Consider the following 22,340-nt stretch of genomic DNA (forward strand, 5'->3'; position numbering starts at 1 on the left):
CCCGAACCGGCGGGACATCCGGATACACACATGTATGTGGGGACTCTGTCCTTCGATCTGCTCCTCGGCGATGTCCACTCGCTCAAGGAGAAACGCTCTCTCGTCCGCCCGATCGTGGCCGAACTCCAGCGCAAGTACGGGGTGAGCGCGGCCGAGACGGGTAACCAGGACCTCCACCGCAGGGCCGAGATCGGGCTCGCGGTGGTCTCGGGGGAGACAGGACACCTCAGCGACGTCCTGGACCGCTGTGAGCGGCTCGTCGCCGGCCGGCCGGAGGTCGAACTGCTCTCGGTTCGACGCAGGCTCCACAGCGACGAAGACTGAAGCAACAAGTAAGCACTTAAGGAGACGGACCAGTGGCCGACAACGCGCGGGCTAAAAGGCTGGCGGACCTCATCCGAGAGGTGGTGGCCCAGAAGCTGCAGCGGGGGATCAAGGACCCGCGGCTCGGCTCCCACGTCACCATCACGGACACCCGGGTCACGGGTGACCTCAGGGAGGCGACCGTCTTCTACACGGTCTACGGGGACGACGAGGAGCGCGCGGCGGCCGCCGCCGGCCTGGAGAGCGCCAAGGGTGTCCTGCGCTCCGAGGTGGGCCGCGCGGCCGGTGTGAAGTTCACGCCGACCCTGACCTTCGTCATGGACGCCCTCCCGGACAACGCCCGCACCATCGAGGACCTCCTCGACAAGGCGCGCCAGTCCGACGAGAAGGTGCGCGAGGCGTCCGCGGGCGCGAAGTACGCGGGCGAAGCCGACCCGTACCGCAAGCCCGACGAGGACGACGAGACGGACGACGGCGCCGAATGACCCAGAAGCACACCACGCCCGACGGCCTTGTCATCGTCGACAAGCCGTCGGGCTTCACTTCGCACGACGTGGTCGCCAAGATGCGCGGCATCGCCAGAACGCGACGCGTCGGGCACGCCGGCACCCTCGACCCCATGGCGACGGGTGTCCTCGTCCTCGGCGTCGAGAAGGCCACCAAGCTCCTCGGCCACCTCGCGCTGACCGAGAAGGAGTACCTGGGCACCATCCGGCTCGGGCAGAACACCCTCACGGACGACGCCGAGGGGGAGATCACCTCCTCCACGGACGCCTCCAAGGTCACCCGCGACGCGATCGACACCGGCATCGCCGAGCTGACCGGCGACATCATGCAGGTGCCGTCCAAGGTCAGCGCCATCAAGATCAACGGCGTGCGGTCCTACAAGCGGGCCCGCGAGGGCGAGGAGTTCGAGATCCCGGCCCGGCCCGTCACGGTCTCCTCATTCAGCGTGTACGACGTCCGGGACGCCCTCGCCGACGACGGCACGGCCGTGCTCGACCTGGTCGTCTCGGTCGTCTGCTCCTCCGGCACCTACATCCGGGCCCTGGCCCGCGACCTCGGCGCCGGCCTCGGTGTGGGCGGACACCTCACCGCGCTGCGCCGCACCCGCGTCGGCCCCTACAAGCTGGACACGGCCCGCACGCTGGACCAGCTCCAGCAGGAGCTGACGGTGATGCCGATGGCCGAGGCCGCCACGGCCGCGTTCCCCCGGTGGGACGTCGACGCCCGGCGAGCCAAGCTGATCACCAACGGCGTGCGGCTGGAGATGCCCGAGACGTATGCGGGCTCCGGCCCCGTCGCCGTCTTCGACCCCGAGGGCCGCTTCCTCGCGCTCGTCGAGGAGCAGCGGGGCAAGGCGAAGAGCCTCGCCGTCTTCGCCTGACATCCCTGGGGGCCCGTGAAGGAGCAGCGGGGCAAGGCCGGGAGCCTCGCCGTTTTCGCCTGACATTCCCAGGGGCGGGAGTTCGCCCGTGGAGCGGCGGCCACGGGGTACCTCCACTTCCGCCGCTCCACGGTCCCCCCTCGGTTCCCCCACCCCTAGGGTGTATCCAGCCGCCCCAGCTTCTTCACCCGTCCGTGCGGGCGCTCGGAGTGAACCGGGGGAGCGGAAGGGGGCGCTTTCGCCAAGGGATCTGTCCCGCTGATCAACTCGCCCCTACCGTCGAACACAAGGGCACGGGTGTACGGCGGGGAGGCTCGACGATGGCGTCGCGGAACCGGTCCCGGGAGACGGGCGGCAGCGCACAGGACTCCCCGGACCGCCCAGGAAGAGCGGGGCAGCAGGGCACGGCGGCCCCCGGCCTCGGGACGGCCGGGCAGGAGAGCCGGGCGGTTCTCGACGACCCCGGGAAGGCCGGGCAGGAGAGCCGGGCGGCCCTTGACGACCGCGGGACGGCCTGGTCCGGGGCGGGGGCGGTCCCCGGTGACTGTCTCGTCCGTATCCAGGATCTGGCCGGCCGCCCCCGAGGCACCGGCTTCCTGGCCGACCACCACGGCACACTGATCACCAGCCACGAGGCCGTCGACGGCCTGTCCCGGCTCGTGCTGTGCGGGGCCGGTGACTGCCGCCTGGTCGTGGCCGCGGACGCGGTCACCCCGCTGCCCGCGCTGGATCTGGCCCTCGTACGGACCGAGGGGCTCGGCGTGCCGCCGCTGCCCGTCACCGTCCGGGACGGGGCCGTGACCGGCGCATATGTGCGGATCGCCGCCGGTGGCTGGCGCGAGGCGCGGGTGCTGGGCCCGGCCTGTGTGACCTACGCGGCCACGGACCGCCTCCACCGTCTCGACGACGCACTGGAGCTGGCGGTCGGCACGGCAGGGCGGGACGCGCTGCGGCCGGGCGGCGGAGCGGCCGGGGGCCCCGTGCTCGACGCCGTGACCGGCGCCGTCGTCGGAGTCCTCGGCACCGCCCTCAGCTCCGGCCACCGCGACGTCGGGTTCGCCGTGCCGCTGCGGGCGCGGGTCGCCGGAACGGCGGGCCCCCTCGCCGGGCTGCTCGCCGAGAACGCCGCGACGGTCCCCGCCTACGGTGCCGATCTGAACCTCGCCGGAGTGCTCGAACTGACCGGCACATCGCGGGGCCCGGACGGCCCGCCCGGCCGGACCGACGTCCCGGAACCGGTCGAACGGGCCGGTGTGGCAGCCGAGTTCGACGCCTTCGCGGCGGGCGAGGCGGCCGTCCTCGGCCTCGTCGGGGCGCCCGGCAGCGGTCGTACGACGGAACTCGCCGCGCTCGCCGAGCGCCGCGGCCGCAGCGGGCACCCCACCCTCCGGCTGCGTGGCTGCGATCTGCGGGACGACGACAAGTCGGTGGCGGACGCGGTCCGCAGGGCACTCACTCGGGCCGCCCCCGTCGTGGCCGCCGCGCGGGCCACGGCCCCGCACTCCCCGCTCACCCCGCTCTCACCGTCCTCCACGGCCGGCCCGGGGGACATGACCCCCGAGCGCCTCGCCCGCCTCGCCGGTTCCCTCGGCCGGCCCCTGCTGCTCCTGTTGGACGGTCCCGAGGAGATGCCGCCCGCGGTGGCCCGCCGCCTGTCCGACTGGACGGACGAGACCGTGCGGTGGCTCGGCGAGACGGGCGCGCGGCTGGTGGTGGCCTGCCGGCCGGAGTACTGGGAGGAGGTGTCGGGCCTGCTGCACCGTCCCCGATGCGTCGTCCTCGGCGACCTCACCGAGGATGAGGCCCGGGAGGCCCGGCTGCGGTACGGCATCGCCGAGGGCGCCCTCGGCGATGCCGACGCCCGCCACCCCCTCACCCTGCGCCTCCTGGGCGAGATCAGGGACGAGTTCACCGACCCCGCCGAAACACCCATGCCGCCGACCGGCCCCGTCGACCGGGACCAGGTCTTCTCCGCCTACCTGGACCTGATGGCGCTGCGCGTCGCCACCCGGCTGGCCGCCGGCAACGGCCTGCGCGGCACGGCCGTACGCCGGCTGGCGGCCAAGGCCGCGGGGCAGGTGCACGAGGCGGCCCGCCGCGGCCTCTGCCCCGGGCCGGGAGACCTGGACCGGGAGGCGTTCGCGGCGGTGTTCCCCTGGGGGACCGCCCCGCAGCGGCTCGGCGGCTGCACGGGCTGGGCGTCGGCCGTGCTCGCCGAAGGCCTGCTCGTGCCCGCCGGACCCGGCTACCGTTTCGCCCACGACGGGCTCGCCGACTGGCTCCAGGGCATGCACCTCGACCTCGACGAAGCCCTGCACGCCCTCGTCCACTGCGGCGCCGACACCCCCTCCGACCCCGTGCCGCACCACCGCATCGGACCGGTCGTCCAGGCCCTGCTGTACCTCGGCCGCCAGCACGGCGCCGGTCCCCTGGCCTCCCGCCTGGCCGACCTGGTGCACGCCCTGGACGCCGACCCAGGGTCCTGGTGGGCCGCCCGGCTGCTCGCCGGGACACTGTCGGCGCTGCCCGACGCAGCGCCTTACACCGAGGTGCTGCGGCTGCTCGCCGACCGGATCGTGGCCTGGCGGCGGCAGGAGCGGCCCCTGCCGGAGGAGATCGGGCCCTCCTTCTGGACCGCCGTACGGCTCCCGCTGGACACGCGCTGTGCGCTGCTGCGGCGGCTCGTCCACGCCGACGGGCCGCCGTGCGCGGCCGGTCCCAGATTCCTGGACGCCGTCGCCGAACTCCTCGCCGCCGACCCCACCGCCGTGCAACCGCAGCTCGTCCGCTGGTTCGACGACGAGGAGCCGCTGCCCGCCACACCGGACGCCACCGTGGCCACGGCTGCGCAAGTCCTGCTGCACACCCACCGCCACCGTGCCCTGGACGAACTGACGGATGTGCTCGTCGACCGCGCGCACCCACGGGCCGACGAACTGCTCGCGGTGCTCGCCGAGGAGGAGCCGTCGGCGATGTGCCGGGCCGCCGACCGGTGGGCGCGCGACGAACGCCCCGCACGGCGGAGCGCCGCTGCGGCCCACGCACTGCGCGTCGCGCCGCACGCCGGCACGGCGGGCGACCGTGCCCTGCTGCGCTACGCGGCCCTCACCCTGCTCGCCCGCCCCACCGACCGCGCCCTGCACGGCGGTGCACTCGCCCTCCTCGTCCAGGACCCCCACACCCGGGCCCGCTACCTCGCACGCGCGCTGGAGCACTTCGCGGCGGGCGACCCCCGGTTCGCGCCGGACGCCCTGGCCGGAGCGCTGCTGAGTGATCCCGAGCCGGTCCTCGGGGCCTTCGCGGCGCGGCTGGAGCGACCGGACGCGGAGGAGGCGCTACGGGCGCTCGCCGACGCGGCGCCGCCGGGCCTGGCCCGGCGGATCGCCGCGCTGCTGTGCCGGGCGGCACGCGGGCGGCCGGAACTCGCGGGGGAGGTGGCGGCGTACGCGGACCAGCGGCTCGACCGGGGGCCCGCGGCCCGGCCCGCGCTCCTGCCCCTGGTCACCGGCCTGCTGGAGGACGGTGACGTGCGGCTGCGCTGCGCCCTCGCCGCGGTCCTCACCCCGCCCGGCATCCCCGCGTCGCGTCCGCTCCGCCGCGAACTGCGCGACGCTCTCCTGGCCCGCGAGCACGACACGGACGTCCTGGACGCGCTGCTGCACGCCGCCGCCCGCAACGGCGGCGACGACCTGCGCGACCTCGTCCACCGGATCGGACTGCTCCTCGTACGCACCCCCCAGGGCGCCACCCGCTTCGACCGCGCCCTGGTCGACCTGGGCCGGCACGTGCCCGGCTTCGCCGCCCGCGTCGCAGCCTGGCTGGCCGACGCACCGGGGGACTGGGCGGCGCTGGTCGGGCCCAGCTCCCACCGGACGATCGAGAACCTGGCGGGCGCGGGCGTGCCCGTGTGACCGGCCGCGCGGGGCCGGGGTGATCGGGCCCGGCACCGCCCCGGCCCGACGGCCCGCGCCGCCGGGTGCCGTGCGCCCGGTCACAGCCCCCATGCCGATGCGGGCGGGAAGCACCCGGCATGGCACCCTTAGACCTGCGTACGAGGCACCACGGACAACCGACCGGACACGGGTTCGACGAGCTTTCGACAAGGAGCAGGCACAGTGCAGCGCTGGCGTGGCTTGGAGGACATCCCCCAGGACTGGGGGCGCAGCGTCGTCACCATCGGCTCCTACGACGGAGTCCACCGCGGACACCAGCTGATCATCCGGCATGCCGTGGACCGAGCCCGGGAACTGGGCGTGCCCGCCGTCGTCGTCACCTTCGACCCGCACCCGAGCGAGGTCGTCCGCCCCGGCAGCCACCCGCCGCTGCTCGCCGCGCACCACCGCCGCGCCGAACTCATGGCGGACCTCGGCGTGGACGCGGTGCTCATCCTCCCCTTCACGACCGAGTTCTCGAAGCTGTCCCCGGCCGACTTCGTCGTCAAGGTCCTGGTCGACAAGCTGCACGCCAAGGCCGTCGTCGAGGGCCCCAACTTCCGCTTCGGCCACAAGGCCGCCGGCAATGTGGAGTTCCTGTCCACGCAGGGCAAGACCTACGACTTCGAGGTCGAGGTCGTCGACCTGTACGTGACGGGCGAGGCGGGCGGCGGCGAGCCGTTCTCCTCCACCCTGACGCGACGGCTGGTCGCCGAGGGTGACGTCCGGGGCGCCGCGGAGATCCTGGGGCGGCCGCACCGGGTCGAGGGCGTCGTCGTCCGGGGCGCCCAGCGCGGGCGCGAACTCGGTTTCCCCACGGCGAACGTGGAGACGCTGCCGCACACGGCCATTCCGGCCGACGGCGTGTACGCCGGCTGGCTGCACGCCCAGGGCGAGGCGATGCCCGCGGCGATCTCCGTCGGCACGAACCCGCAGTTCGAGGGCACCGAGCGGACGGTGGAGGCGTACGCCATCGACCGTGTCGGGCTCGACCTGTACGGGCTGCATGTCGCGGTCGACTTCCTGGCGTTCGTGCGGGGGCAGGCGAAGTTCGAGACGCTGGACGCGCTGTTGGTTCAGATGGGGCATGACGTCGAGAAGTGCAGGGAGTTGGTGGCCGGCGGCTGAGGGGCCGGCTAGCCTTCTTGCCGGCCGTCCGCGGGTGCGTCGGGGCTTGTCGCGCAGTTCCCCGCGCCCCTTTCAGGTGCGTGTGCACCTGCCCAGTGGCAGGCCACCTGCGCGTCCCCGCCCCCGTTCAGCACCGGCAAGTCCCGGCCTCTGCACGCGCTCGCCACGCCCGCTGCCTCCGCCTCTCCACCGGCCAGGATCTGGCAGCGGGCATGGAAGCGGCAGCCCGACGGGACGCCGGTCGGGTCCGGGGGCTCGCCCGTGAGGACCACCGGTGCCCCGGGCGCCTCGGGCAGCACGGACAGCAGTGCCTGCGTATAGGGATGCCGGGGTGCCGTCAGGACCTGCTCCACCGGCCCCGTCTCCACGATCCGGCCCAGGTACATCACGGCGACCCGGTCGGCGATGTTCCACGCCAGGCCCAGGTCGTGCGTGACCACCAGAGCGGACAGGCCCAGTTCGGTGCGCAGCCGGAGCAGCAGGGCGAGGATCTCGCCGCGTACCGAGGCGTCGAGTGAGGCCACCGGCTCGTCCGCGACGAGGAGTTCGGGTTCCAGGACCAGGGCGCCCGCAATGACCACCCGCTGGCGCTGCCCGCCGGACAGTTCGTGCGGGTAGCGCAGGAAGAAACGCTCCGGGGGGCGCAGACCGGCCCGGGACAGGGCGTCGGCGACCGCGGTGCGCTCGTCGCCGCCGTGGCCGTGGATGCGCAGGCCCTCGGCGACCGCGTCGTACACCGTGTGCCGGGGGTTGAGGGAGCCGCTCGGGTCCTGGAGGACCAACTGGACGCGTTTGCGATAGGCCTTGAGGGACCGGCCGGAGTACTCCAGCGGGCGGCCGTCGAAGGTGACCCGGCCCGCCGTCGGTTCGACCAGCCCGAGCAGACTGCGGGCCAGCGTCGTCTTGCCGCACCCGGACTCGCCGACCAGCGCGACGATCTCGCCGGGGCGGATGTCGAGATCGACACCGTCCACGGCCCGGGCCCGGGGGCCGCCGTGCCGTCCGGGGAACGTGACGTGCAGGCCCTGGGCGCTCAGCAGCGGGGCCGTGGTGACCTCGGGGGCCGTGGGGGGCGTCGTCATGGCGTACTGGGCCTCGCTTCCTCCAGCGCTTCCGGCTCCCCGGCCGGCCGCTGCTCCGGGGCTCCCGGTTCCCCGGCCGGCTTCCCCCGGGCCTCCTGGTCCGCCGCCGCTCGCTTCGCACCGGCTTCCGCTCCCGGAGGTCCGGCCAGCACACACGCCGCCCGCCGTTCCGGCCCCGCCGCGCGCAGCACCGGGTCCTCCTCCGGGCACGAGTCCAGCGCCACCGGACAGCGCGGATGGAACGTGCACCCGGACGGCAGGTCGGCCGGGTCGGGCGGGTCGCCGGCCAGTCCCCGCGGGGCGAACCGGGACGCCGGGTCGCCGATACGCGGGAACGCGGCCGACAGGGCCCGGGCGTACGGGTGCCGGGCGTCCTCGTACACCTGCCGGGCGGGCCCCTCCTCGACCACCCGGCCCGCGTACATCACCGCCAGCCGGTCGCAGGTGTCGGCCAGGACCGCCAGGTCGTGACTGATCATGATCAGGCCCAGGTCCTGGTCCGCGACCAGCTGCTCGATGAGACGGAGGATCTGCGCCTGGATCATCACGTCGAGCGCGGTGGTCGGCTCGTCGGCGATGATCAGCCGCGGGTCGCAGGCCAGGGCCATGGCGATCATGACCCGCTGGCGCTGACCGCCGGACAGCTCGTGCGGGTAGGCGTCCGCGCGCGCGGCCGGCAGGCCGACCTGCTCCAGCAGCTCCCCGGTCTTCTTCCTGGCCCCGGCTGCGGTCGCCTTCCGGTGCAGCAGGATCGGCTCGGCGATCTGGTCGCCGACGCGGTGCACGGCGTTGAGGGAGTGCATCGCGCCCTGGAAGACGACGGAGGCCCCGGCCCAGCGGACCGCCCGGACCCGTCCCCACTTCATGGCCAGCACGTCCTCGCCGTCGAGGAGCACCTCCCCGGTGATCCGGGCGCCCGCAGGCAGCAGGCGCAGCAGGGCCAGCGCCAGCGTGGACTTGCCGCAGCCGGACTCCCCGGCCAGGCCGAGCTTCCGGCCCGCGTCCAGGCGCAGATCCACCCCGCGCACGGCGGCCGCCCCGCCCGCGTACGTCACGGTCAGGTTCCTGACGTCGAGCAGAGTCAACGCGACACCCCCAGCCTGGGGTTGAGGACGGACTCCACGGCCCGCCCGCACAGCGTGAACGCCAGCGCCACCACGGCGATGGCGATGCCCGGCGGCACCAGGTACCACCAGTCCCCGGCACTGACCGCGCCCGCTTCCCGTGCGTCCTGGAGCAGCCCGCCCCACGACACGACCGTCGGGTCGCCCAGGCCGAGGAAGGCGAGGGTCGCCTCGGCGAGGATGGCCGAGGAGATGATCAGGGTCGTCTGGGCCAGCACCAGCGGCATCACATTGGGCAGGACGTGCCGGGACATGATGTGCCGGTGCCCGCCGCCGAGCGCCTGCGCCCGCTCGATGTACGGCCGGGTCTCCACTGCGAGGGTCTGCGCGCGCACCAACCGGGCTGTGGTGGGCCACGTGGTGACGCCGATCGCGACGACGGTTGTGGTCAGCGAGCGGGACATCACGGTCGCCAGCGCGATGGCCAGCACCAGCGTCGGCATGACCAGGAACCAGTCGGTGATCCGCATCATCACCGTCGCGTACCAGCCCTTGAAGTGCCCCGCAGTCACACCGATCAAGGTGCCGATCGCCACCGACAGCACGGCCGCGAGCAGCCCGACCAGCAGCGACACCCGCGCCCCCCAGATCACCAGGCCCAGCAGGTCACGCCCGAACTGGTCCGTGCCGAGCGGGAACTCGGCGCTCGGGCTCTGCATCGGACGCCCCGGCGCGTCGGTCACGCTGCTCACGTCGGACCCGACGAACAGCGGTGCGAACAGCGCCAGCAACGCGCACAGGGCGAGCACGGCCAGGCCGTACAGCCCCGCCCGTTCGGCGCGGTACTGCCGCCAGAAGCGGGCGACGGACGCCCGGCGGCGCTGCCGGGCGAGGGAGCGCGGGCTCGGGGCCGTTCCGGTCGACGTCGTCATCGGGCCACCCGGGGGTCAAGCAGCGGATAGACCAGGTCGGCGAGGGTGTTCATCAGGATCACCGCGGTGGCGAACACGAAGAACAGCCCCTGCACGAGGGGCAGGTCCGGCACGCTCAACGCCTGGTAGAACAGCCCGCCGAGGCCGGGCCAGGAGAACACCGTCTCCACGAGGATCACGCCCGCCACCGTCCGGCCGAGGTTGATGAAGATCAGCGTCACCGTCGGCAGCAGCGCGTTCGGCACCGCGTGCCGGCGCCGTACGAGGTCGTCGCGCAGCCCCTTGGCCCGCGCGGTCGTCAGATAGTCACTGCCCATCTCGTCCAGCAGCGCCGACCGCGTGACCAGCAGAGTCTGCCCGTACTCCACGGCCACCAGCGTCACCACCGGCAGCACCAGGTGGTGCGCCACGTCGAGGACGTACGCGAAGCCCTCCTCGCCGCCCGACTCCATGCCGCCGGTCGGGAACATGCCGGGCAGCGGGCCGATGCCCACCGACAGCACGATGATCAGCAGCAGTCCCAGCCAGAAGGACGGGATGGAGTACAGCGTCAGCGCGAGGCCCGTGTTCAGGCGGTCGCCGAGCTTGCCGTGCCGCCAGGCCGACCGGGTGCCGAGGAAGATGCCCAGTGCCGTGTAGAGGACGAACGCGGTCCCGGTGAGCAGCAGGGTGTTCGGCAGTGCCTCGGTGATCTTGTCGACGACGGGGGCGCGGAACTGGTACGAGGTCCCGAAGTCACCCGTGAGCGCCTTGCCGCAGTAGTCGGTGAACTGCCGCCACAGCGGCAGGCCGAGCCCGAATTCCTCACGATAGGCGGCAAGTTGCTCCGCGGACACCTGACGGCCGCCGGTCATGGTCTTCACCGGGTCGCCGGGGATCAGCCGGAAGAGGAAGAAGCTGGTCACGAGGACGGCCAGCAGTGATACGGCGGCCCCGGCCACCTTGCCGGCCAGGTACCGCGGGTACGCGGAGCTCTTGCGTACCCGCGGCCCGGCCGCCGTCCGCTGCTTGTCCTCGACCAGCGCGGGAGTCGCGTCAGCGGTCATGAGTACCCGCTCGCCGCCTACTCGCGTTCCTCGGCGGTGGCCCGCCGCCGCATCGCCGCGAAGGCGCCGAGCCCCGCGAGGATCACGACACCCGCGACGATCCCGACCACGACCCCGGTCGACGACGCGTTGTCCGAGGAGCCGCCGGAGTCCGCCGGGACCGCCGACCACCAGCTCCAGTAACCGTCCTGCCCATAGATGTTGCCCGCCTTCGCCGGCATGGTCGTGATCGACTTGATCTGGTCCGTCCGGAAGGCCTCGACCGCGTTCGGGTACGCCATGACGTTCATGTACCCGAGGTCGTACAGCCGCGACTCCATCTGCTTGACGATGTCCGCCCGTTTGGCGGGGTCGTACTCGGTGAGCTGGCGGGCGTACAGCTCGTCGTACTTCTTGTCACAGATGAAGTTGTCCGTCGCGCCGGTGTCCTTCGGGGTCGCCGGGAGCGCGCCGCAGGTGTGGATCGACAGCACGAAGTCCGGGTCGGGGTTGACCGACCAGCCGTCGAACGCCAGGTCGTACTTGCCGGCCAGCCACGGGTCGGTGACGTTGTCCAGGCAGTTGAGCTGCACGCCGATGCCGAGGTCGCCCCACCACTCCTGGAGGTACTTGCCGACGGCCTTGTCGTTCGGGTCGGTGGCGTGGCACAGCACGCGGTAGGTGATCGGCCTGCCGTCCTTGCCGACGCGTTTGCCGTCGCCGTTCTTCTTGTACCCCGCCTGGTCGAGCAGCCGGGCCGCCTCGGCCGGGTCGTACGCCAGCTTCCGGTCCGCGGACGGCTTCCAGAAGTAGTCCTGGAAGCGCGGCGGGATGTAGCCCTCGCCCTCGACGGCGTGGCCGCGGAACACCTTGTCGATGATGGCCTCGCGGTCGACGGCCCGGAACAGCGCGTTGCGCACCCGCTGGTCCAGCAGGGAGGGGTGGCCGTCGCCGAACTTCTCGCCGTTCTTCGCCTTCGCGCCCGGGTTGGTGGCGAGGGCGTAGAAGCGGCGGCCGGGGGCGTCGTTGACCTGGATGTCGTCCGCGCCCTTCAACGACTCCGCCTGAGCGGGCGTCAGGGACGGCGACCCGGCGACGAACGACACCTCGCCCTTGCGCAGCGCCGACACGGCCGCGTCCTGGTCCTTGTAGTAGCGGAAGACCAGCTCGTCGAACTTGGGAGACCCGCGCCAGAAGTCCTTGTTGGCCTTGAGCCGGACGTAGCTGTCGGCCTTGTAGCCGCTCAGCACGAACGGCCCGTTCCCCACGACGGGGAAGTTCTTGTCGTTGTTGAACTCGGAGAAGTCCGAGACCTTCTCCCACACGTGCTTCGGCACGATCGGCACGTCCAGCGCGGCCATCGTGGCCTGCGGCTTCTTCAGCTCGATGACGAGCTTGGTGGGGCTCGGGGCCGTCACCTTCCGGAAGTTGCCGACGTAGCTGCCGTTCGCCGTGGCCGCGCCGGTGTCGGTCATCATCTTGTTGAAGGTCCACGCCGCGTCCTCGGCGGTGGCCTGCTCGCCGTCCGACCACGTGGAGTTGTCGCGGATCGTGTACGTCCACGTCAGCTTGTCCGCCGACGGCTCCCACTTGGTCGCCAGGCCCGGGATGGCGTGGTTGTCCTTGGGGTCGTAGTTGGTCAGGTACTCGTACATGAGCCGGTGGATGCTCGTGCTGAGCAGCCGGACCGCCAGGAACGGACTGAGCGAGTCCACGCTCTGCGCCACTGCGACGGTCAGCACCTTCTTGCCGTCGTCGGCCGCCCGGGCCTGCTGGGGCGCCGGGGCCAGCGGCGTCGCGAGGCCGGCGGTGAGGGTGAGCGCGGCGGCCCCGGCCAGGGCGACGAGCCGGAGGCCGTGCGGGAGGCTGCGTTTCTGATCGTTCGTGCCCATGGTCGGACCTCGCGTCATCGCTCGGACGGGAAGGACGGGTTGATCAGCAGTCAGATGCGTGATGTGTGTGTACCAGCGGCCGTCTCCACCCGTCAACGGCGCGTTCACCCCTTGTGGCCTGCGGAAATAACGAATTGGCGAGCTTTCCGCACCCATTGGTCGAGACCACTGACGCGCCCCTGGCCAGGGCCTGGCAACGGAATTCGCCCCTGAACGCACCGAGGCCCGCGCCGAGTCGGAACGGCGCGGGCCGGGCGGGGATCGGCCCCTGAGAAGGGGCCGATCGGGTGAGGCGATTACTGCGTCGGAGGCGGGGGCGGCGGAGTCTGCCCGTCGGGCTGGGCCGAGTGGCCGGGCTGACCCGGCTCACCGGGCTGGGGGTAGCCGTAGCCGGGCTGCTGCGGGGGAGCGGCCGGAGGTTGTACGGGCTGCGGGTAGGGCTGACCGGGCTGGGCGTACGGCTGTCCGGGGTGGGCCTGCGGCGGCCCGGCCTGCTGACCGGGCTGCTGACCGGGCTGCTCCGGCTGACCCGACTGCCCGGGCTGCGGATAGGGCGGCTGGGCTGCGGCCTGCGGGTACGGCTGGCCGGGCTGGGCCGGGGGCCGGCCCGGCTGGGCATAGGGCTGACCGGGCTGCGGGTACGGCTGGCCCGGCTGGGGCTGCGGCTGCTGCGGGTACGGGCCCGGCTGACCGGGAGCCGGCTGCTGCGGGTACGGAGCCTGTCCCGGCTGGGCGTAGGGCTGGCCCGGCACGGCCTGGCCCGGCATCGGCGGGGCCGCGACCGGCGGCGGGTTGCCGTCGGAGGTCCACAGCCCGTGCGACTGCTGGTGCCGGACGAAGTCCTCGGCGACCATTGCGGCCAGGTTGAAGTACGCCTCCCGCACCTTCGGCCGCATCATGTCGAGGTCGACCTCGGCACCGGCGGCGAGGTGCTCGTCGAAGGGCACGACGACGACCCCACGGCAGCGCGTCTCGAAGTGCGACACGATGTCCTCGACCTTGATCATCTTGCCGGTCTCGCGCACACCGGAGATGACGGTGATGGACCTCGAGACGAGATCGGCGTACCCGTGCGCCGACAGCCAGTCCAGGGTCGTGCTCGCACTACTCGCCCCGTCCACCGACGGCGTGGAGATGATGATGAGCTGGTCGGCGAGGTCCAGCACACCGCGCATGGCGCTGTACAGCAGACCGGTACCCGAGTCGGTGAGGATCACCGGATACTGCTTGCCGAGCACGTCGATCGCGCGCCGGTAGTCCTCGTCGTTGAACGTCGTGGACACGGCCGGGTCGACGTCGTTGGCGATGATCTCCAGCCCGGAGGACGCCTGCGACGTGAACCGCCTGATGTCCATGTACGAGTTGAGGTACGGGATCGCCTGGACGAGGTCACGGATGGTGGCCCCGGTCTCACGCCGCACGCGGCGTCCGAGGGTGCCCGCGTCCGGGTTGGCGTCGATCGCGAGGATCTTGTCCTGCCGCTCGGTGGCGAGCGTGGAGCCCAGCGCGGTGGTCGTGGTCGTCTTGCCGACACCGCCCTTGAGGCTGATCACCGCGATCCGGTAGCAGGAGAGCACGGGCGTGCGGATCAGGTCGAGCTTCCGCTGCCGCTCGGCCTCCTCCTTCTTCCCGCCGAGCTTGAAGCGCCCGCCCCCGGCCGCCGGACGGCTGCTCTTCGCCTTCTGCTTCTTGCTGTTGAGCAGCCGGTCCGACGACAGCTCGACGGCAGCGGTGTAACCGAGCGGTGCGGCGCCGGGGTTGGTCGGCTGCCGCTGGTCGTGCTGGATGGGCTGCGGCCAGGCAGCTCCGGTACGGGGATCGACGGGCTGCTGCTGCGGCGGGAGTTGCCCGGGCTGCTGCTGCTGCGCCGCCGGGCCGGACTGCCCGGGCTGCTCGGCCTGCGGGGACCGGCCTTCGGGGTGGGGCCGGCTCTGCGGCGGGATGTGGGGCTGCGGCTGGGCCTGCGCGTGCGGCGGCTGGGCGCCCGGGTGCGGGAAGCCGTAGCCACCTTGAGGGCCGGGCGCGACCGGGGCCGGTGCGCCGGGGTGCGGGAAGCCGTAGCCGCCCTGGGCGTCGGGCGCGGGGGCCGGTGCGTTCTGGGCCTGCTGGACGGGGGGCTGCTGGGCGTCCGGGGCCGGAGCGCCCGGCTGGGGGAAGCCGTAGCCGGCCTGCGGGGCGGGCGCGTTGCCTTGCTGCGGGAAGCCGTAGCCGCCCTGCGCGTTCGGTGTGGGAGCCGGCGGGCTCTGCGGCTGCTGGGCGTTCGGGGCGGGGGCTGCGGTGTGCGGGTACGCGTAGCCGCCCTGGGGGGCGGGCGGTGCAGCGGGCGGGTTGCCCTGCTGCGGGAAGCCGTAGCCGCCGGGCCGCGGGGCGGGCTGGGCGGGCGGCTGGTGGGGCGACGTCGGTGCGGCGGGCTGGTGCCACGCGGCGGGCGCGGGCTGCGGCGCCTGCGGCTGGAACGGCGGCTGCTGCGCCGGGATGTGGGGCTGCGGTGGCACCGGGGGCTGCCCCTGTGCGGCCGTCGGCTGCGGCTGAGCGGGTACGGCGTTCGGGTCCGACGGCTGCGCCGGGGGCTGCTGCGGCTGGGCGGGCCACTCGCTCGCCGGTGCCGGAGCGGCCGGCTGGTACGACGGCGGCAGCGGCGGCACCCCCTGCGGGGGCGGGGGAGTGGAGTCGGCCGCCGTGCTCTGCGGGGCCTCGGGGGAAGCCGGTACGGCGTCCTCCGGCTCGATCTGCGCGGGAGCGCTGTCGGTGGGGGGCGTGTCGGCGGGCGGCGTGTCAGCCGGCGCGGCAGCAGGGGCCGCCGAATCCTCACCCTGGTGTCCGGCCCCGGCCGGCACCGCGTCCACCGGCTCGTCGGAGTGGGGCTGCGCCTCTTCGGGCTGCGCCTCTTCGGGCAGTGCTTCCTCGGGCAGTGCTTCCTCGGGCAGTGCTTCCTCGGGCAGTGCTTCTTCGGGCTGGCTGTCCTCGGGCCGGCTGTCCTCGGGCCGGGCGTTCTCGGGCTCTGCCTGCTCGGACTCGGTGCCGTCGGCCTCTGCGTCCTTGGACTCGACGGCTTCCGGCCCGGCCTCGTCGGGCTCGGTGGCCTCGGGTGCGGCGACCTCCGGCTGGGGGACCTCGGGAGCCACGTCCTCGGGCCGCACGTCCTCGGGCTCCGGACGGGTGTCCTCCGGCTCGGTCTCCCCGACCGGCGGCACGTCGGTGAAGGCGTCCGCGTCCAGCGCGTACTCCGAAGCCCCGACGGAGTCGTCTGCCTCCGCACCGGGGCCGTCATCCTCCGTGACGTCGGCGCGGGCACTGCTGTCGGCGCCGACAGCGCCGTCGGAGTCCACCGCCTCAGGAGCCTCGGCCTCCTCGGGAGCTTCAAGACTGGCGACCGCCTCCGCGGCGGCATGCTCCTCGATCTCCCGCTTCAGGGCGACGGCGGAGAAGCGCATGGTGGCGCCGCTCTCCAGATCGCCGTTCTCCGGCTCCGGGGCATCGACGGAATCCGCCGGGGCCGAACTCTCGGGAGTCGTCGGAGTCTCAGGAGCCGCCGGAGCCTCGGCAGCCGCCGGAGTCCCGGGGACGGCCGGGGCCTGCGGTGGAGCCGGCGGCGTCCAGGACGGCTGGTACCCGCCGACGGGGATGTTCGGCACCGCCGTGGGAGAGGCCGCGGCGCCCGCGGGTGTGTCGGACGGCCCCGAAGGCCGGTCCCCGTGCGGCGTCCCCTGTGGCTCGAACCCGCTGCCCATCGGAAGCTTGGGGACGCCCGAAGGACCTCCCGAAGCGGGCGCGGGCGGCACGGGCGGCGTGAAGGGCGCACCCGGCGCGGGCGCGGGAGGCGTGTACGGAGCGCCCGGAGCGGGAGCCGGCGCGGGAGGAGTGAACGGCGCCCCGGGCGCAGGAGCCGGTGCGGAGCCCTGCCCCGGCAGGGGGGACGGCAGGGACATCGGAAAGGACGAAGGACCGCCGGAAGGATTGGCGTGCGGCGGCGGAGCCAGCCCGGGCAGCGGCGGCACGGGCCCCTTCGGCATCCCGGACCCACCCGGCCCCCCCGATGCCCCGGCAGCGCCGGAACCACCGGGCGCACCGGAACCACCGTGCGTCCCCGAACCGCCGGCCACCCCGTAAGCACTGCTCGCCCCCGGCCCCCCGGGCACACCGGGAGCCCCCGGCCCCGACCCCCCGGGCGCTCCCGAAGCGCTCGAGTCCCCGGACGCCCCCGCCCCCTGCCCCGAGGACGAATTCCCCGAAGCGTTCTGCGTGTACCAGGCGGGCGGCGCGTAGTCGATGGTGAACTCGCCCGTCATCTCCGCTGCTGACTCCGCGTCGGGCTGGTCATCGCCGGGTGTCGCCCAGCCCCCGCGGATCCCGTCCCGATCGCTGCTCACAGTGTTCCTCCTGGTGTGGTCGAGCACCCTCATGCCGTGCTGGGGCGACCCTTGCTTGTCGTCCGACGTCGTGCGAAGTCGTTTGAGGCGTATCGAGGTCGTCCGAGGTCGTCCGCTCCACAGGCTCCCCCGCCTTCCCCCCTGGGACGCCGACGCCTACCACGGGTTCTGACGGCGCGCCCCGTCCCAGCCTAATCACCACAAGCCCCGCCCCGGCAGGCCCGTCCGTCCCCGATCAGCTGTCCGCCGCGTCACAACCTGCCCAGAAGGTGCCCGGAAGTGACGTATACGGCACGCACTTCGGTGAAGAAAAAGGGTGATTGGCGTGAAGAGTTGTGAACCACCTTGCGGTGCGGCCGTATTGAGGTCACACGAACGCAGTGACCTCGAAGCCGGGGAGAGAGGCCGGGGAGACATGCGAAGAGGGGTGGCCGGTCACCGGCTCACCCCTCTTCGCCCACGCGTTGCCTACTGCCCGGCTTCGGGCCCCCGGGCGCGCGCCCCCGGCTCAAGATCGAACTCCCCGTCGCGCGCCCCCAGCACGAACGCCCGCCACTCCGCCTCCGTGTAGCGCAGCACCGTGTCCGGGTCGAGCGACGACCGCATCGCCACGGCCCCCTCGGGCAGGTAGGCGATCTCGACCCGCTCCTCGTGCGCCTCGGTGCCCGGCGCGCCGTGCCACTCGACCCCGGAGATGTCGAGGGCGTAGAGCTCGTCCCGCTCCCGTTCCTTGCGTGCCTTGATCTCCTCAGCCGTCTCCGCCATGCCGCAGCGACCCCTTCCCGACGTACGAACGATCCGAATCTGCTCACCCTAGTGGCCCCCTCCGCTCCGGCCGGGGGTTCGGAAGACCGGGGCAAAGAGGACCCCGGCCGCCTGGTACCCTGGTCGACGGCCGTTTGTGTACGCACCCCCGGAGCTCGCCGCTCTGGAGGCCGCGCCCAGCGGATCCCCGCCTTCCGAGTCATGGAAGCTCCCCCGAGACACAGACCGGGGGCACTCGGTGGCCATCACAGACTACGAGGAGTACGCGTGCCGCTCGACGCCGCTACGAAGAAGCAGATCATCACCGAGTTCGGCCAGAAGGAGGGCGACACCGGCTCCCCCGAGGTCCAGGTCGCCATGCTCTCGCGCCGCATCTCGGACCTCACCGAGCACCTCAAGACCCACAAGCACGACCACCACTCCCGCCGTGGTCTGCTGATCCTCGTGGGTCAGCGTCGCCGCCTTCTCCAGTACCTGGCGAAGAAGGACATCCAGCGCTTCCGCGCGCTGGTCGACCGCCTCGGCATCCGCCGTGGTGCGGCGGGCGCCAAGTAAGACGCCGTGAGGGGAGCGGTTCCCGGAGAATGGGGGCCGCTCCCTTTGCTGTACGTGCGGAGTGTCACCACTGCTTTGTAGTGTGGTAGCACAACGCAATACGGACGAGAAGCACGACAAGAAGAGGAGAGGCGCTCCTGGCCGCCGCCGGTCCTCGGTAGTGGCCCCCGGGAAACGAACCCCGGGAGCTTCGATCGAAGACCGGCCCGCACAGCACGGCGCGCTTCTCCGCAACCGTCCCCCTGCCACACGGGCCGGGAGACGAGGACGAGGAGAAAACACTAGTGGAGAACGAGACCCACTACGCCGAGGCCGTCATCGACAACGGCGCCTTCGGTACCCGCACCATCCGCTTCGAGACGGGCCGCCTGGCCAAGCAGGCCGCCGGCTCCGCCGTGGCGTACCTGGACGACGACACCATGGTGCTGTCGGCCACCACCGCCTCCAAGAACCCCAAGGACCAGCTCGACTTCTTCCCCCTCACGGTGGACGTCGAGGAGCGGATGTACGCCGCCGGCAAGATCCCCGGCAGCTTCTTCCGCCGTGAGGGCCGTCCCTCCGAGGACGCCATCCTCACCTGCCGCCTGATCGACCGCCCGCTGCGCCCCTCCTTCAAGAAGGGCCTGCGCAACGAGATCCAGGTCGTCGCCACGATCATGGCGCTCAACCCCGACCACCTGTACGACGTCGTCGCGATCAACGCCGCGTCCGCGTCCACGCAGCTGGCCGGCCTGCCCTTCTCCGGCCCGATCGGCGGCGTCCGCGTCGCGCTGATCCGCGGCCAGTGGGTGGCCTTCCCGACGCACACCGAGCTCGAGGACGCCGCGTTCGACATGGTCGTCGCGGGCCGCGTCCTGGAGGACGGCGACGTCGCGATCATGATGGTCGAGGCCGAGGCCACCGAGAAGACCATCAAGCTGGTCGAGGGCGGCGCCGAGGCGCCGACCGAGGAGGTCGTCGCCGCCGGTCTGGAAGCCGCGAAGCCCTTCATCAAGGTGCTCTGCAAGGCCCAGTCGGACCTCGCCTCCAAGGCCGCCAAGCCGACCGGCGAGTTCCCGATCTTCCTCGACTACCAGGACGACGTCCTGGAGGCGCTCACCGCCGCCGTCAAGCCGGAGCTCGCCTCCGCGCTGACCATCGCCGGCAAGCAGGAGCGCGAGTCCGAGCTGGACCGCGTCAAGGCGCTCGCCGCCGAGAAGCTCCTCCCGGAGTTCGAGGGCCGCGAGAAGGAGATCTCCGCCGCGTACCGCTCGCTGACCAAGACCCTGGTCCGTGAGCGCGTCATCAAGGAGAAGAAGCGCATCGACGGCCGCGGTGTCACCGACATCCGCACTCTGGCCGCCGAGGTCGAGGCCATCCCGCGGGTCCACGGCTCCGCCGTGTTCGAGCGTGGCGAGACCCAGATCCTGGGCGTCACCACCCTGAACATGCTCCGCATGGAGCAGCAGCTGGACACCCTCTCCCCGGTGACCCGCAAGCGCTACATGCACAACTACAACTTCCCGCCGTACTCCACCGGCGAGACCGGCCGCGTCGGCTCCCCGAAGCGCCGCGAGATCGGCCACGGCGCCCTCGCCGAGCGCGCCCTGGTCCCGGTCCTGCCGACCCGCGAGGAGTTCCCCTACGCGATCCGCCAGGTCTCCGAGGCGCTGAGCTCCAACGGCTCGACGTCCATGGGCTCGGTCTGCGCCTCCACTATGTCGCTGCTGAACGCCGGTGTGCCGCTGAAGGCCCCCGTCGCCGGTATCGCCATGGGGCTGATCTCCCAGGAGATCGAGGGCGAGACGCACTACGTCACCCTCACCGACATCCTCGGTGCGGAGGACGCCTTCGGCGACATGGACTTCAAGGTCGCCGGCACCAAGGACTTCGTGACCGCCCTCCAGCTCGACACCAAGCTGGACGGCATCCCGGCCTCCGTCCTGGCCGCGGCCCTCAAGCAGGCCCGCGACGCCCGCCTCCACATCCTCGACGTGATGATGGAAGCGATCGACACCCCGGACGAGATGTCCCCGAACGCCCCGCGGATCATCACCGTCAAGATCCCCGTGGACAAGATCGGCGAGGTCATCGGCCCCAAGGGCAAGATGATCAACCAGATCCAGGAGGACACCGGCGCCGACATCACGATCGAGGACGACGGCACGATCTACATCGGCGCGGTCGACGGACCGTCCGCCGAGGCCGCCCGCACCACGATCAACGGCATCGCGAACCCGACCATGCCGGAGGTCGGCGAGCGCTACCTGGGCACGGTCGTCAAGACGACCACCTTCGGCGCGTTCGTCTCCCTGCTGCCCGGCAAGGACGGTCTGCTGCACATCTCGCAGATCCGCAAGCTGGCCGGCGGCAAGCGCGTGGAGAACGTCGAGGACGTCCTCGGTGTGGGCCACAAGGTCCAGGTCGAGATCGCCGAGATCGACTCCCGCGGCAAGCTCTCCCTGATCCCGGTCATCGAGGGCGAAGAAGGCGACGAGAAGAAGGACGACGGCGACAAGTGACGTCCCGCGGCTTCCAGGCGACGGCCCGCACCTCTTCGGAGGCGCGGGCCGTCGCCCGTACCCAAACCCTCATCAAGGGCCAGAACGGCATCGGCACGGTCCGCAAGACCACCCTCCCCGGCGGCCTGCGCATCGTCACCGAGACCCTGCCCTCGGTCCGCTCCGCGACCTTCGGTATCTGGGCGCACGTCGGCTCCCGCGACGAGACCCCGGCGCTGAACGGCGCCACCCACTACCTGGAGCACCTGCTCTTCAAGGGCACCGGCCGCAGGTCCGCCCTGGACATCTCCGCCGCGCTCGACGCGGTCGGCGGCGAGATGAACGCGTTCACGGCGAAGGAGTACACGTGCTACTACGCACGCGTGCTCGACACCGACCTGCCGCTCGCCATCGACGTCGTCTGCGACATGCTCACTGGCTCCCTCATCCTCGAAGAGGACGTCAACGTCGAGCGCGGCGCGATCCTCGAAGAGATCGCCATGACCGAGGACGACCCGGGCGACTGTGTGCACGACCTGTTCGCGCACACGATGTTCGGCGACAACCCCCTCGGCCGCCCGGTCCTCGGCACGGTCGACACGGTCAACGCCCTCACCGCCGACCGCATCCGCCGCTTCTACAAGAAGCACTACGACCCGACCCACCTGGTCGTCGCCTGCGCCGGCAACATCGACCACACCAAGGTCGTACGGCAGGTCCGCGCCGCCTTCGAGAAGGCCGGTGCCTTCAAGGACCCGGCCGCGGACCCGGTCGCCCCGCGCAGCGGTACGCGAACCCTGCGCACCGCGGGCCGCGTCGAACTGATCGACCGCAAGACCGAGCAGGCGCACATCGTGCTCGGCATGCCCGGCCTGTCCCGCACCGACGAGCGCCGCTGGGCCCTGGGCGTGCTGAACACGGCCCTCGGCGGGGGCATGTCCTCCCGTCTCTTCCAGGAGGTCCGCGAGAAGCGCGGCCTGGCCTACAGCGTGTACTCGTACACCTCGGGCTTCGCAGACTGCGGTCTGTTCGGCGTCTACGCCGGCTGCCGGCCCTCGCAGGTCCACGACGTGCTGAGGATCTGCCGAGACGAGCTCGATCAGGTCGCGCAGCACGGCCTCTCGGACGACGAGATAGGGCGTGCGATCGGCCAGCTCCAGGGCTCCACGGTCCTCGGCCTCGAGGACACCGGCGCGCTGATGAACCGCATCGGCAAGAGCGAGCTGTGCTGGGGCGAGCAGATGTCCGTCGACGACATGCTGTCGCGGATTGCGTCGGTCACCCCGGACGACGTCCGCGAGGTCGCCCGCGAGATCCTGGGACGGCGGCCCTCCCTGTCGGTCATCGGCCCGCTGAAGGACAAACAGGCGACCCGTCTCAACGACGCCGTCGCCTGACGATCCC

At 72.5% G+C, this 22,340-nt stretch carries 15 protein-coding genes and 1 pseudogene; 8 read left to right on the plus strand and 8 right to left on the minus strand.

All coding sequences use genetic code 11. The features are described 5' to 3' along the window. Window positions 1-30 precede the first annotated feature (30 nt). The 5 genes from ACIQU3_RS27055 (at window position 31) to ACIQU3_RS27075 (ending at window position 6,771) form a co-directional block, all read left to right on the plus strand. Window positions 31-324, plus strand: a complete 294-nt coding sequence (locus ACIQU3_RS27055; protein WP_184908403.1) for a DUF503 domain-containing protein — start codon at window positions 31-33, stop codon at window positions 322-324. Between the two features lie 32 nt (window positions 325-356). Next, window positions 357-809 carry a 30S ribosome-binding factor RbfA gene (rbfA, locus tag ACIQU3_RS27060; RefSeq protein ID WP_403736377.1) on the plus strand — a complete coding sequence of 151 codons (453 nt, stop codon included), beginning with the start codon at window positions 357-359 and terminating at the stop codon, window positions 807-809. After that, window positions 806-1,711: a tRNA pseudouridine(55) synthase TruB gene (gene truB, locus ACIQU3_RS27065; protein WP_403736374.1), complete on the plus strand. Its 906-nt coding sequence runs from the start codon at window positions 806-808 to the stop codon at window positions 1,709-1,711. Before rbfA ends, truB begins: the two co-directional genes overlap by 4 nt. Before the next feature lie 320 nt (window positions 1,712-2,031). Further along, window positions 2,032-5,622, plus strand: a complete 3,591-nt coding sequence (locus ACIQU3_RS27070) for a trypsin-like peptidase domain-containing protein (RefSeq protein ID WP_403736368.1) — start codon at window positions 2,032-2,034, stop codon at window positions 5,620-5,622. 204 nt (window positions 5,623-5,826) lie between these two features. Continuing rightward, on the plus strand, window positions 5,827-6,771 hold the full coding sequence (locus ACIQU3_RS27075; protein ID WP_403736365.1) for a bifunctional riboflavin kinase/FAD synthetase: 945 nt from the start codon (window positions 5,827-5,829) through the stop codon (window positions 6,769-6,771). Between the two features lie 8 nt (window positions 6,772-6,779). On the opposite strand, the gene ACIQU3_RS27080 is transcribed toward ACIQU3_RS27075, so the two are convergent. The 8 genes and pseudogenes from ACIQU3_RS27080 to ACIQU3_RS27115 all read right to left on the minus strand — a co-directional run bounded on the left by ACIQU3_RS27080 (window position 6,780) and on the right by ACIQU3_RS27115 (window position 17,901). Then, window positions 6,780-7,853 (minus strand): ABC transporter ATP-binding protein, encoded by a 1,074-nt coding sequence (locus ACIQU3_RS27080; RefSeq protein WP_403928121.1) that lies wholly within the window; start codon window positions 7,851-7,853, stop codon window positions 6,780-6,782. Further along, window positions 7,850-8,938, minus strand: a complete 1,089-nt coding sequence (locus tag ACIQU3_RS27085) for an ABC transporter ATP-binding protein (protein ID WP_403928124.1) — start codon at window positions 8,936-8,938, stop codon at window positions 7,850-7,852. The genes ACIQU3_RS27080 and ACIQU3_RS27085 overlap by 4 nt, the downstream gene beginning before the upstream one ends. Beyond that, window positions 8,935-9,849 carry an ABC transporter permease gene (locus tag ACIQU3_RS27090; protein ID WP_403736355.1) on the minus strand — a complete coding sequence of 305 codons (915 nt, stop codon included), beginning with the start codon at window positions 9,847-9,849 and terminating at the stop codon, window positions 8,935-8,937. Before ACIQU3_RS27090 ends, ACIQU3_RS27085 begins: the two co-directional genes overlap by 4 nt. Next, window positions 9,846-10,895: an ABC transporter permease gene (locus tag ACIQU3_RS27095; RefSeq protein WP_403736352.1), complete on the minus strand. Its 1,050-nt coding sequence runs from the start codon at window positions 10,893-10,895 to the stop codon at window positions 9,846-9,848. The genes ACIQU3_RS27090 and ACIQU3_RS27095 overlap by 4 nt, the downstream gene beginning before the upstream one ends. Before the next feature lie 17 nt (window positions 10,896-10,912). Beyond that, window positions 10,913-12,766, minus strand: a complete 1,854-nt coding sequence (locus ACIQU3_RS27100) for an ABC transporter substrate-binding protein (protein WP_403736348.1) — start codon at window positions 12,764-12,766, stop codon at window positions 10,913-10,915. A 296-nt stretch (window positions 12,767-13,062) separates the two neighbouring features. Next, on the minus strand, window positions 13,063-16,401 hold the full coding sequence (locus tag ACIQU3_RS27105; RefSeq protein WP_403928137.1) for an AAA family ATPase: 3,339 nt from the start codon (window positions 16,399-16,401) through the stop codon (window positions 13,063-13,065). A gap of 654 nt (window positions 16,402-17,055) precedes the next feature. Next, a pseudogene (locus ACIQU3_RS27110) lies at window positions 17,056-17,169 on the minus strand (hypothetical protein); the annotation flags it as partial. Between the two features lie 435 nt (window positions 17,170-17,604). After that, window positions 17,605-17,901 (minus strand): DUF397 domain-containing protein, encoded by a 297-nt coding sequence (locus ACIQU3_RS27115; RefSeq protein ID WP_403736342.1) that lies wholly within the window; start codon window positions 17,899-17,901, stop codon window positions 17,605-17,607. Between the two features lie 267 nt (window positions 17,902-18,168). On the opposite strand from ACIQU3_RS27115, the gene rpsO reads away from it, so the two are divergent. The 3 genes from rpsO (at window position 18,169) to ACIQU3_RS27130 (ending at window position 22,333) form a co-directional block, all read left to right on the plus strand. After that, window positions 18,169-18,456, plus strand: coding sequence for a 30S ribosomal protein S15 (rpsO, locus tag ACIQU3_RS27120; protein WP_003993372.1), 288 nt, complete (start codon window positions 18,169-18,171; stop codon window positions 18,454-18,456). Window positions 18,457-18,740: 284 nt separating this feature from the next. Then, window positions 18,741-20,957, plus strand: coding sequence for a polyribonucleotide nucleotidyltransferase (locus ACIQU3_RS27125; RefSeq protein ID WP_184850611.1), 2,217 nt, complete (start codon window positions 18,741-18,743; stop codon window positions 20,955-20,957). Then, window positions 20,954-22,333, plus strand: coding sequence for a M16 family metallopeptidase (locus ACIQU3_RS27130; RefSeq protein WP_403928127.1), 1,380 nt, complete (start codon window positions 20,954-20,956; stop codon window positions 22,331-22,333). The genes ACIQU3_RS27125 and ACIQU3_RS27130 overlap by 4 nt, the downstream gene beginning before the upstream one ends. Window positions 22,334-22,340 lie beyond the last annotated feature (7 nt).

Origin of the sequence: Streptomyces sp. NPDC101110 (assembly GCF_044759525.1) — a bacterium.
Lineage (GTDB): Bacteria > Actinomycetota > Actinomycetes > Streptomycetales > Streptomycetaceae > Streptomyces.